This is a genomic window from Acidovorax sp. FG60, assembly GCF_057808995.1.
This window is the reverse complement of record NZ_JBMDJC010000016.1, coordinates 41508-53949: the sequence shown is the minus strand read 5'-3', so window position 1 is coordinate 53949 and position 12442 is coordinate 41508. Positions and strand designations below refer to the sequence as shown.

General features: G+C 66.6%; 7 protein-coding genes and 1 other RNA gene. 4 read left to right on the top strand and 4 right to left on the bottom strand.

Annotated features, from left to right (window positions below; all coding sequences use genetic code 11):
• Nucleotides 1-66 precede the first annotated feature (66 nt).
• The 3 genes from ACODS0_RS20630 to trxA form a co-directional block, all read right to left on the bottom strand.
• Complete coding sequence (locus ACODS0_RS20630; RefSeq protein ID WP_008906759.1) at nt 67-321, bottom strand: type B 50S ribosomal protein L31; 255 nt, start codon at nt 319-321, stop codon at nt 67-69.
• A 273-nt stretch (nt 322-594) separates the two neighbouring features.
• On the bottom strand, nt 595-1857 hold the full coding sequence (rho, locus tag ACODS0_RS20625) for a transcription termination factor Rho (protein ID WP_055398205.1): 1263 nt from the start codon (nt 1855-1857) through the stop codon (nt 595-597).
• A 261-nt stretch (nt 1858-2118) separates the two neighbouring features.
• A complete protein-coding gene (trxA, locus tag ACODS0_RS20620; protein ID WP_008906761.1) occupies nt 2119-2451 on the bottom strand; it encodes a thioredoxin TrxA in 333 nt (110 codons plus the stop codon).
• Nucleotides 2452-2560: 109 nt separating this feature from the next.
• Here trxA and ACODS0_RS20615 point away from each other — a divergent pair, with 109 nt between their 5' ends.
• The 3 genes from ACODS0_RS20615 (at nt 2561) to ACODS0_RS20605 (ending at nt 10076) form a co-directional block, all read left to right on the top strand.
• Nucleotides 2561-5167 carry a PD-(D/E)XK nuclease family protein gene (locus ACODS0_RS20615; protein WP_488836864.1) on the top strand — a complete coding sequence of 869 codons (2607 nt, stop codon included), beginning with the start codon at nt 2561-2563 and terminating at the stop codon, nt 5165-5167.
• Nucleotides 5164-8643, top strand: coding sequence for a UvrD-helicase domain-containing protein (locus tag ACODS0_RS20610; RefSeq protein WP_488836862.1), 3480 nt, complete (start codon nt 5164-5166; stop codon nt 8641-8643). Before ACODS0_RS20615 ends, ACODS0_RS20610 begins: the two co-directional genes overlap by 4 nt.
• A 101-nt stretch (nt 8644-8744) precedes the next feature.
• Nucleotides 8745-10076: a TIGR03862 family flavoprotein gene (locus tag ACODS0_RS20605; protein WP_488836919.1), complete on the top strand. Its 1332-nt coding sequence runs from the start codon at nt 8745-8747 to the stop codon at nt 10074-10076.
• Nucleotides 10077-10193: 117 nt separating this feature from the next.
• Here ACODS0_RS20605 and ffs read toward each other — a convergent pair.
• An RNA gene (gene ffs, locus ACODS0_RS20600) (signal recognition particle sRNA small type) lies at nt 10194-10290 on the bottom strand.
• 98 nt (nt 10291-10388) lie between these two features.
• On the opposite strand from ffs, the gene dnaX reads away from it, so the two are divergent.
• Nucleotides 10389-12392 (top strand): DNA polymerase III subunit gamma/tau, encoded by a 2004-nt coding sequence (dnaX, locus tag ACODS0_RS20595; protein WP_488836860.1) that lies wholly within the window; start codon nt 10389-10391, stop codon nt 12390-12392.
• The last annotated feature ends 50 nt before the right edge of the window (nt 12393-12442 follow it).

Below are 12442 nucleotides of genomic sequence, written 5' to 3'. Positions count from 1 at the left end.
CAAAACCAACGGAAAAAGGCAGCCCGGTTGCCCGGGCTGCCTTTTTGGCGGGAACGCAAGCGCGAATTACTTCGCTGCGGTCTTGCCGAAACGGTTGCGGAAGCGCTCCACGCGGCCACCCATGTTGTCCACCGACTTTTGCGTACCGGTGTAGAAGGGGTGCGATTCAGAGGACGTATCCAGCTTGAACAGCGGGTATTCCTTGCCTTCGAACGTTTCCATTTCCTTCGTGTTCACGCACGAACGGGTCACAAATTTGAAGCCGTTGGACAGGTCCGAGAACAGAACTTCGCGGTAGTTGGGGTGAATGCCTTCTTTCATGATCAATCCTTGTCAAGTGCGGGAGCCGCGCTGAACCCGGAGCAACCTTTGCGCCGTGGAACATCCAACGTACTTTCCGCAGAAAAAGCCCTCTATTATTGCACAGGCGGTTTGATGGCATTTTCGCGACGGCCCGTAACGGCTGAAACTGGCAAGGCCTTGGCCAGAACCGCCGCGCAAGGGTCGCCCCGCCGCGCTGGCGGTGTCTCCCTTCCTGAATTGCGTAGCAATTCGAGAGAAGGGGGGAAGGCGCGAAAGCGCCTCAGAGGGTTGTCACCCTCCTCTTCGCATCATGTCAAAGAAGTCCACATTGGTCTTGGTGGCCTTCATGTTCTTGATCATCAGCTCCATCGACTCGATCTCGTCCATGTTGTACATGAACTGGCGCAGGATGCGGGTCTTTTGAAGGATCTCGGGCGCCAGCAGCAGCTCTTCGCGGCGCGTGCCGCTCTTGTTGAGCTCGATGGCGGGGAACACGCGCTTTTCGTACAGGCGGCGGTTCAGGTGGATTTCGCAGTTGCCAGTGCCCTTGAACTCTTCAAAGATCACTTCGTCCATGCGGCTGCCGGTATCGACCAACGCGGTGGCGATGATGGTGAGCGAGCCACCTTCTTCGACCTTGCGCGCGGCACCGAAGAAGCGCTTGGGGCGCTGCAGTGCGGCGGCGTCCACACCACCTGAAAGCACCTTGCCGCTGGAGGGCACGACGTTGTTGTAGGCGCGCGCCAGGCGGGTGATGGAGTCCAGCAGAATGACCACGTCCTTCTTGAGCTCGACCAGGCGCTTGGCGCGCTCGATCACCATCTCGGCCACGTGCACATGGCGTGCGGCGGGCTCGTCGAAGGTGGAGGCGATGATTTCGCCCTTCACCGTGCGCTGCATTTCGGTCACTTCTTCAGGGCGCTCGTCCACCAGCAGCACCATCAGGTGCACGTCGGGGTTGTTGGCCGTGATGGCGTGGGCGATGTGCTGCATCATCACCGTCTTGCCGCTCTTGGGCGGGGCGACGATCAGCGCGCGCTGGCCACGGCCGATGGGCGCAATGATGTCGATGATGCGGCCTGTGATGTTTTCTTCGCCCTTGAAGTCGCGCTCCAGCTTCATCTGTTCCTTGGGGAACAGGGGCGTCAGGTTCTCGAACATGACCTTGTGCTTGTTCTGTTCCGGCGGGCCGCCGTTGACAGAGTCGAGCTTGTTCAGTGCGAAGTAACGTTCACCGTCTTTGGGTGTGCGGACTTCACCTTCGATCATGTCGCCGGTGTGCAGATTGAAGCGACGCACCTGGCTCGGGCTGATGTAGATATCGTCCGTGCTGGCGGTAAAGCTCGTGTCGGGGCTGCGCAGGAAGCCGAAACCGTCGGGCAAAATTTCCAGCACGCCGTCGGCAATGATTTGTTCCCCGGTCTTGGCCCGCTTCTTGATGATCGCAAACATCAGCTCCTGCTTGCGCATGCGGCCGGTATTTTCGATTTCGAGTTCTTCGGCTTGCTTCAGGACTTCAGACACGTGCAGTGCCTTGAGTTCGTTTAAGTGCATGGAATGACTCCTTGGCGGAGCTGGTATGAATCTTGGGGGAGGAGGGCTGGTGCCAGATGGGCTGCTGTTTGCAGGTCTGGCTCGCCGGGGATCTCGGTCCGGCTGCCAATGCGTGCAGGCCGGTGATCTGAAGGAATTATGACAGGAAAAAAAGCGGGAGATTCACGGGATCCGAATTCGGTCTGTGTCTGGCGCTGCAAGTGGTGTCGTGAAAACAAACAACCCCGCGTGCATGGGCAGGCGCGGGGTTGTGGGTGCGGATCAGGCCAGTTGCTGATCGATGAAGGCGGTCAGTTGCGCCTTGCTCATGGCGCCGACCTTGGTGGCGGCCAGCTGGCCGTCCTTGAACAGCATCAGTGTGGGAATGCCGCGAATGCCGAACTTGGCGGGGATCTCGCGGTTTTCGTCCACATTCATCTTGGCGATCTGCAGCTTGCCCTGGTAGGTGCCTGCCACTTCGTCCAGGATGGGGGCAATCATTTTGCAGGGGCCGCACCATTCGGCCCAGTAGTCCACCAGCACGGCGGAGCCGGGTTGCAGCACGTCGGCTTCAAAGCTGGCGTCAGAGACATGTTTGATGAGTTCGCTGGCCATGGCGGATTCCTTGATTTTGAGCGGGTTGTGACCGGTGTACGTTTAAAGTCTGGGCATTGTGACAGAAACCAATCCCACGTTCACCGGTGTGGCCGGGCGTTGCGACGCTATGACAGTCATAGCGAAAAGCGATCAAACCAGTGGGTTTGCTGTCGCCAGCACCGCCTTGTGGCAACGTGCTCTGGCCCAGGTTGCCGCACATGCCCAGGCCCATGGCGCCCATTTGGCGCGCACAGTGGTGTTGGTGCCCTACGCCCAGCTCATGCCCTGGGCCCAGCGCCACTGGGCGCTGCAGTTTCCGCAAGGCTTTGCGCCGCGCTTTGAAACCACCCGCAACTGGGCTCGCCAGTTGCAGGTGTTTGAGCCTTCGGCCGACGACTTTGCGGGCGACGTGGCGCGCGACACCCTCACGGCCCGCGCCTTGCTCGATCGTGTGGGGCAGGGCGCCCAGCGCGAGATGCTGGCCACGCCCCTGCAAGAAGCCGCCGCCCAACTGGCACCCGCCGTGGCCGCTGTGCCCCCCGCGCAGCGCGCCGCCTGGGGCGACGAGGCCCGCAAACTGCTGGCCACCGCCGACGAGGGCAGCAGCCTGCATTACGAAGCCCTGGTGGCGCGCCTGGCGCTGGAATGGGTGCTGGCCTCACGCCACGCCACCGATGTACTGTTTGAGCCCGGTGTGCGCGCGGCGGTGGATGCGCTGGTGGTGCTCGAAGGCTTTCAGTCCGACGCGCTCCCCCAGGCCCTGCTGGCCCATTGGGGCGAGCAGGGGGCTTGTGTTGCGCTGCCAGCATTGGTCGATGAAGCTCCCGCGCCGCCAAAACGCTCTCTGCATGCCGCCACCGATGCCGAAGACGAAGCCCACCGCGCCGCAGCCTGCGTGCTGGCCCACGTGCGAGATGGCCGGGTGCCCGTGGCGCTGGCCGCCACCGACCGCGCACTGATCCGCCGCGTGCTTGCCCACCTGGACAGCAGCGGTGTGCTGGTGCGCGATGAAAGTGGCTGGATTCTCTCGACCACACGCGCCGCTTCGCGGGTCATGGCCGCGCTGCAGGCTGCGGCGTGGAACGCCTCTTCCAACGTGGTGCTGGACTGGATCAAACACACCCCTGCGCTGATGCCGGGCGAGGTGAATCGGCTGGAGCAATGGCTGCGCAAGGGCGTGGTGCAGCACTGGAGCGCTGCTGCCGCCCGCGACCTGAGCGCCCAGCCCCACCTGGCCCGCACCGTGGCCACGGTGGAGGCCTGGCGTGACACCCTGCGCACTGCGCGCCCGCTGGCGCAGTGGCTGCCCGCCCTGCGCGCCGTGCTGGAGCAGGCGGGCCAGTGGCAAGGACTCTCGGCCGACCCGGCCGGCATGCGTGTGCTGGCTGCTCTGCGCCTGCAAGACGGCCAACAGGCCGAGCTGGACGCCTGGGGCGACAGCGCGGGCCGGCGCATGACGCTGGCCGAATTCACCCGATGGGCCAAGGACGTGCTCGAAGCCGGGCGCTACGTGGCCGCACAGGCCGCCGATGCGCCCGTGGTGGTGGTGCCCCTGCCGCAACTGCTGGCTCGCCCCTTTGCCGCCGCCGTGCTGCCGGGCTGCGATGAAAAGCGTCTGCAAGCCGCACCTGAACCATCAGGCGACTGGTCGCAGGCCCAGCGCGAGGCCTGGGGCTTGCCCACACGCCAGTCGCTGGAGGCCGCCCAGCGGGCCGCCTGGGCCCACGCCCTGCGCACACCCGTGGTGGACGTGCTGTGGCGCACCGGCGACGAGGGCGGCGAGCCCCTGCTGGCCAGCGCCCTGGTGCTGGCCCTGCAACTGGATGGCGCCGCTACACCCGGCACGGACGACCGTGCGGCCCGTGCAGTGGCCGCCACCCCCACACTGCGTCCCCAGCCCGTGGGCCAGGCGTTGCCGGTGGCGCATCTGTCGTCCACCGCGTATTCCGACCTGCGCCATTGTCCGTACCGCTTCTTTGCCCAGCGCCAGCTGGGTCTGCGCGAGGCCGACGAACTGGATGCCGAAGTGGACAAGCGCGACTTTGGCAACTGGCTGCACGCCGTGCTGCAACACTTTCACGAGGCGTTGCTGGCTGAGCCCACCGGCCACCCGGACGAGCGCCGCACCCGCATGGACGCCGCCGCCGAGGCTGTCACCCGCGAACAGCGGTTGCAAGACGGAGACTTTCTGCCCTTTGCCGCAGGCTGGGCGCAACTGCGCGACGGCTACCTGCAATGGCTGGCAGGGCACGAGCAGCAGGGCGCCACCTTCCGCCAGGCCGAGGTCAAGGCGCGCCAGCCGCTGGGCGACCTGGAGCTGGTCGGCACCCTCGACCGCATCGATGGTGTCTCGTCTACCGGCGAGCCCACGGTGCTGGTGATTGACTACAAAACCGAAAGCGACAGCGTGACCCGCCAGCGCATCAAGTCCGGGGCGGAGGACACGCAACTGGCCTTCTACGCCGCCTTGCTGAGCCACGACACCCTGCGCGCTGCCTACGTCAACGTGGGCGAGCGCGGCGAGACGCAAATGCACGAACAGGACGAAGTGGTGCACCTGCGCGATGTGCTGGTTGAAGGCATCCAGCACGACATGGCCCGCATCGCCGCCGGTGCGCCGTTGCCCGCGCTGGGCGAGGGCTCGGTGTGCGAGTTCTGCGCCGTGCGCGGACTGTGCCGCAAAGACTACTGGGCGGACGCTGAACAGGCGTTGCCCGCGCAAGAGACGCCATGACCGTCAGCATTCCACAACCCACCCAGGCCGCCTACGAACACAACGGCCGCCCCGTCTCGCGCGAGGCCTTCTATGCCATTGCCTGCGACCCCGCACGCAGCGTGGCGGTGGAGGCCTGCGCGGGTGCGGGCAAGACCTGGATGCTGGTCTCGCGCATGCTGCGAGCGCTGCTCGACGGCTGCGCGCCGCACGAGATCCTGGCCATCACCTTCACCAAAAAGGCGGCGGGCGAAATGCGCCAGCGCCTGCAAGAATGGTTGGAGCAGTTCAGCCACAAGCCGCTGGAAGAGCTTACGGCCGAGCTGATTGCACGCGGAATCAGCCCCCAGGGCGCACTGGACAAGCGCGAGGCGCTACAAAATCTATACCGCCAGCTGCTTGAAGCGGGCCGCCCGGCGCAAATCCGCACTTTCCACAGCTGGTTTGCCGCGCTGCTGGGCACAGCCCCGCTGGCGCTGCTGCAGCAACAGGGCCTGCCCGCGCACTTTGAGCTGCTCGAAGACGATGCCGAGGCCGTGCGCGAGGTCTGGCCCCCGTTCTTGCAGACCGTGGCCGAAAGCGCCAGCCTGCGTGCCGACTATGAAGCCGTGGTGGCCCGCCACGGCCGCTCGCAAACGCACAAGGCGCTGGCGGCGGCACTGGCCAAGCGGGTGGAGTTTGATCTGGCCGACGCGGCAGGCGTGGTGGATGCATCCGTGCCGCCCTTCCAGCAGGCATACCCCGAGCTGGCCGCGTTGGCCGAGCCCGCCGAGGCCCTGCAGACCGAAGCCGCCCTGCAACGCTGGCGCAACTGTGCCAGCGCTCTGGGCGCAGAGGCCAACAAGACCCCGCAGAAGGCGGCGGACGCCATCATCGACGCGCTGGGCTGCACCGACCTGAACCAGCGCCTGGACATGCTGCGCAAAGCGATGTTTGTGGCCAAGGAAGACCGCCTCTCCAAGAACCTGGAGAAGTTCCCCGCCGCGCAGGAGGCCGAGCCCGAGTTGCGGCGCCTGCTCACCGCCCGCCGCCAGCACGAGGCCTGGCAGCACCAGCAGCGCATGGCCCGGCTGGCGCGTTGCCTCATCGCGCAGTTTGTGGCCGTCAAGCAGCAGCACGGCTGGGTGGACATGAACGATGTGGAGCGCACGGCCCTGGTCATGCTGGCGGACCCGGTGCTGTCGGGCTGGGTGCAGGAGCGGCTCGATGCCCGCATTCGCCACCTGCTGGTCGATGAGTTTCAGGACACCAACCCGCTGCAGTGGCAGGCGCTGCACGCGTGGCTGTCGGGCTATGCGGGCTCGGGCGGCGGGTCTACCGCGCCCAGCGTGTTCATCGTGGGCGACCCCAAGCAGAGCATCTACCGCTTTCGCCGCGCCGAGCCGCAGGTGTTCATCGCCGCGCAGGCTTTTGTGCGCGATGGGCTGCGCGGCGACCTGCTCAGCTGCGATCACACGCGCCGCAACGCACAGGGCGTGATTGCCGCGGTCAACGCCGTCATGGGCCAGGCCCAGGCGCAGCAAGAGACCAGCGGTTTCCGCGATCACACCACCGAATCCAAGCACCCCGGCCAGTTGCTGCGCCTGCCCGCCATCACCGACGCGGACGACGACAGCCAAGGCGCAGGCCGCGACCCCCTGGCCTGGCGCGATAGCCTGACCGAACCCCGCCACGAGGCCGAAGAAACCCAGCGCATGCGCGAGTGCACGCAGGCCGCCGCCTGGGTGGCTGCGCAGATTGCCGCCGGCACGCTACCCAAAGAGGTGTTGGTGCTGGCCCGCAAGCGTGATCGTCTGGCCAGCATGCAGGACGCCCTGCGTGCTCTGCACCTGCCCTGTGTGCAGCCCGAAAAGGCCGACCTGTTCGACGCACCCGAGGTGCAGGACATGGTGGCGCTGCTGGATGTACTGGTCTCGCCCACCCACGACCTGTCGCTGGCCCGCGCGCTCAAGTCGCCCCTTTTCAGCCTGGGCGACGACGCCCTGGTGGCCTTGGCCGTGCTGCGCCGCCAGCCGGAGCATGCGGGCTGCAGCTGGTTTGATTTGCTATTAAAAAGTGAGCTGCTTGCGCTTGACTTGAAAGCGCTGGGGCCTGTTCTGACTCAATACCAAGACTGGGTGAGTGGCCTGCCGCCGCACGATGCGCTGCATGCCATCTACGAGCACGGCGACGTGCTGGCCCGCTTCGCCGCTGCTGCCCCGGTCACCCAGCGCCAGGCAGTGCAGGCCAACCTGCGCGCGCTGCTGGCGGCATCGCTGCAGCACGACGGCGGCCGCTACCTCACGCCCTATGCGTTTGTGCGGGCCATGAAGAAGGGCGGCGTGCGCGCGCCCGGCCGGGCCGATGCGCAGGCCGTTCGCCTGCTGACGGTGCACGGCGCCAAGGGGCTGGAGGCCGACTGCGTGCTGCTGCTCGACACCGACACCCGCCCGCAAAAAGCCGAGACCATGGGTGTGCTGGTGGACTGGCCTGGCGAGCAGGCCGTGCCGTCGGCCTTTGTCTTTCTGGCCAGCGAATCGAACCCGCCGCCCAGCGCAGAAGCCGCGCTGGCCGCCGAGCAGCAGGCCCGCAGCCGCGAGGAGCTGAACATGCTCTACGTGGCCATGACGCGCGCCAAACATTGCCTGGCGCTGTCGTCCGTGTTGCCCAGCAATTCGGCGCCGGGCAGTTGGTGGAACCGACTGGCACCACTGGTGACCGAGGTGGACACGGGCACGGCCCCTGCGCTTTCCGCTGAAGCCGGTGCGACCCCCGACACCTTCACCATCGCCGCGCTGCACCCCCTGCCCGAAGCCCTGCAAAGCGCCCGCACCAAACCGGGTGCTGCAGCCGCCGACCCCACCAGTGCTACGCCCGTTGCCATGCCTGGCGACGCCGAGTCCACCCCCCTGTCACGCCAGGGTGACGCCATGCACCAGCTGCTGGAGCAGGCCGGTGTGGCCGGTGCCCCGCTGGCCGACCTGCGCGCCCACGGCTGGCCTGCTGCGCGCATCGCCCGGCTGGCCAGCGACCACGACATTGCCCCTGCAGCGGCCGAGTTGGCGGCCCGCATGGCACAGGGCATCCTGGCCGGGGAGGGCGCCTGGGCGTGGGACCCGGAGCAGGTGCAGACCGCCATCAACGAAGCCCCGCTGCATTACCAGGGCCAAAGCCTGCGCATCGACCGGCTGGTGCTGCGCCGTGCCCTGTCTGCAGATGACGCCATGGCAGGCTGGTGGGTGCTCGACTACAAAAGCGCCGCCCAGCCTCAGCGCCAGCAAGCGCTGGTGGCGCAACTGCAGCGCTACCAAGAAGCCGTACAGGCCCTGATGCCGGGCGAGGCCGTGCACGCGGCCTTTCTCACAGGCGATGGGCGTTTGGTGCGGGCAGGGGGCGGGCCCACCCTTGCCGCCGTCGGGCATACTCTCGCCCCCGCTGCGCCGGATGCCCCGGCAAAGCCCGAGCGTCCGCGCCCCGCGCCGGGGCCTGCAGATTCTGCGCAAGGCTCTTTGTTTTGACCCGCACCCAGGGCTTCCAACCCGCGCAACGCCCCCACTTTTAGCAAGGTTCTCCCGTGTCTCACACCCTTTCTCCTTCCGATTCACCCGTCGCACCAGCCCTGTCTGCGGGGACTTTGCCGTGCGATGTGGCCATCGTCGGCGGTGGCCCGGCGGGCCTGATGGCGGCCGAGGTGCTGGCCCAGGCGGGGGTGGCCGTTCATCTGTTTGACGCCATGCCTTCGGTGGGGCGCAAGTTTCTGCTGGCGGGCAAGGGCGGGCTCAACCTCACACATTCCGAGCCCCATGCTCCGTTTGTCAGCCGCTATGCAGAGCGCCAGCCTCAGCTCGAACCTTTGCTGCAGGAATTTGGCGGGCCCGAGGTCCGGGCCTGGGCGCAAGGCCTGGGTGTAGAGACCTTCGTGGGCACCTCCGGCCGCGTGTTCCCCGCCGACATGAAGGCCGCGCCCTTGCTGCGCGCCTGGTTGCAGCGCCTGCGCGGGCAGGGCGTGGTGTTCCACATGCGACATCGGTGGCTGGGCTGGTCGGACGACGGTGCCCTGCGTTTTGCAGCCCCTGCGGGCGAGGTGCCCGTGGCCGCCAGGTCGGTGGTGTTGGCGCTGGGCGGCGGCAGCTGGGCACGCCTGGGATCTGATGGTGCCTGGGTGCCGCTGCTGGCGCAGCGCGGTGTGGCCGTGGCGCCGCTGCGGCCCTCCAACTGTGGTTTTGACGTGCTGCGCGCCGATGCGCCGGCGGGTGAGACGCGCCGCGCGTTCTTGCAGGAGCTGATCGGCCGCACCCCCGTTCCCGCTGTGGGCTGGACGCCCCATTTTGTCGAGCGTTTTGCAGGCCAGCCCTTCAAGACGGTGGCGCTGGCTTTCACCGACAGCCAGGGCCGCACGTTCAGCCGCAGGGGTGAATTCGTGGCCACAGCGACAGGCGTCGAGGGCAGCCTGGTCTACGCCGCGTCGCACCTGCTGCGCGATGAGATCGAGGCCCACGGCCATGCCACTTTTCATCTGGATTTGCTGCCCGACCACACGCCGGAACGCGTGCTGGTGGAAGTGCGCCATCCACGCGGATCACGTTCATTGTCCAGCCACCTCAAGAGCCGTCTGGGGCTCGATGGCATCAAGGCGGGCATCCTGTATGAACACTTGGGCAAGGACGGCATGAACGACCCGGTGGCTCTGGCACACGCCATCAAGGCACTGCCCATCACGGTCGTGGCCACACGGCCCATCGACGAAGCCATCAGCACCGCCGGTGGTGTGGCTTTTGAGGCGCTGGACACGCATCTCATGGCCCATGCCTTACCGGGCGTGTTCTGCGCGGGCGAAATGCTCGATTGGGAGGCGCCCACCGGGGGCTATCTGCTCACGGCCAGCTTGGCCAGTGGCCGTGGGGCGGGGTTGGGCGCGCTGCACTGGCTGCGCCAAGCTGCCGGAGCTTGAGAACGCTGTTCGAAGGGGGCTTGTGCCTGGGGCGAAGGGCCTGGCCTCGCCAGGCAAGGGGACATCGCGAAGGATGTCGCCGCTGGGAGGGGGCTGCGCGACAGCGCAAAAAAAGAAGTTGACGAGCCTTACCCCCGGCACTGACTCCACAGTTAGGGCTGCTTGGTTCCCCACCTGACCCGGTTGGCCGCTTCACCATGCGAGGAGGCCCGTCACCGTCGATTGTACGACGGATGCGGATACACTTTTCTGAACAGCCCCGCTGCCGTGGGCGCTGGAAGGACACTCGGCACAGCCCGTAGAATCTGCCGGATGTCCTACCTCGTGCTCGCCCGCAAGTACCGTCCCCGCAATTTCACCGAAATGGTGGGGCAGGAGCATGTGGTGCAGGCCCTCACCAATGCGCTCAACACACAGCGCCTGCACCATGCCTACCTGTTCACAGGCACGCGGGGTGTGGGCAAGACGACGGTGTCGCGCATTCTGGCCAAATCGCTCAACTGCCAGGGGCCCGACGGTCAGGGCGGCATCACCGCCACACCCTGCGGCGTGTGCTCGGCCTGTACGGATATCGACAGTGGTCGCTTCCCGGATTACACCGAGCTGGATGCTGCATCGAACCGGGGTGTGGATGAGGTGCAGAGCCTGCTGGAGCAGGCGGTCTACAAGCCAGTGCAGGGCCGCTTCAAGGTCTTCATGATCGACGAAGTGCACATGCTCACGAACACGGCGTTCAACGCCATGCTCAAGACGCTGGAAGAGCCTCCTGAATACCTCAAGTTCGTGCTGGCCACGACCGACCCGCAGAAGGTGCCGGTGACGGTGCTGAGCCGCTGTCTGCAGTTCAACCTGCGGCCCATGGCGCCCGAGACGGTCCTGAGCCACCTCACGCAGGTGCTGGCGTCGGAAAATGTATCGTCCGAGCCCCAGGCCCTGCGGCTGCTGTCGCGCGCCGCGCGGGGCTCCATGCGCGATGCACTGTCGCTCACCGACCAGGCCATCGCTTTTGGCAGCGGCCAGTTGCAGGAAGCCGCCGTGCGCCAGATGCTGGGCGCGGTGGACCGCTCCTACGTGTTTCGCCTCATCGGCGCGTTGGCCGAGGGCGACGGCAAGACCGTGGTGGAAACCTCGGACACGCTGCGTCTCAATGGCCTGTCGGCCGCCTCCACGCTCGAAGAAATGAGCGCCGTGCTGCAGCGTATGGCGGTGTTCCAGGCCGTGCCCCAGATGGCAGGCGCCGTGGATGCCGACGACCCCGAGGCCGCAGAAACGGCCCGCCTGGCCGCGCTGATGCCTGCTGACGAAACCCAGCTGCTCTACAGCCTGTGCCTGCACGGGCGCGGTGAACTGGGTCTGGCGCCCGATGAGTACGCGGCACTGACCATGGTGCTGCTGCGCTTGCTGGCGTTCAAGCCTGTAAGCGGTGTTGGCGGCGTTGGCGAATCGGCTGAAAAAAAAACTCTGACGCGGGCTGAAGCGGCGTCTTCCAGCCCATCAGCAGCGGTTTCTGCCGCTCCCGCAGCGGCTGCCGTGGCGGTGCCAGCCCCCGTGGCACGAACGGCGCCGACGCCCGCGCCTGCTCCCCAGGTGCCACCAGCGGTGCCTCCCGCAGCGCCTGCAGCAGGCGCCTCGCCAGCATTGCCACCGGAGATTTCTGCAGAATCCGCCGAATCCGTGGACTCTTCGGAGCCACCACCCTGGCCAGGCTCGGAAGAGCCGGGTGCTGCATCACCTGCAAACTCCGCCGCCACGGCACTGCCGGTGCGTACGCCCGAGAGATTTGGGCAAAATCAGCGTCCAGCGCAACCTCAGCAAGCGCAAGGCGCTCCTGAATATGTAGCAATCCCGGTGCGTGAATCGCCCGAACCAGGGGAGCGTCTGCAACCGTTGCCGCTTTCTGCGCCAACGCCTGTCTCGGCGCGCTACACGCCCACCGAGGAGGGCGATGTCTGGCATGCCACTGTGCAGCAGATGGTGGCGGCAGAATCGATTACCGCCCTGGTGCGCGAACTGGCCCTGCAGTCGCAACTGGTGGCGCGCGATGGGGGGCACTGGTTGCTGCGTGTGGAGCGTGAATCGCTGAACCAGCCTACTGCACGCGAGCGCCTGCGCGCCGCGCTGGAGGCTGCGGGCCATGCCACCCAGATCAGTGTGGAGGTGGGCCACGTCATCGACAGCCCCGCCCGCCGCAATGCCGCTGCCGCGGCCGAGCGCCAGCGCCGTGCTGAGGAGATTGTGAACAACGACCCCTATGTGCAGTCGCTGGTGCGCGACTATGGCGCGAGAATCGTGCCGGGCAGCATCAAGCCTGCGTGAGATGAAGCGCCCCCTGAGTCGCCTGCGGCGCCTTCCCCCTCTCTCGCTTC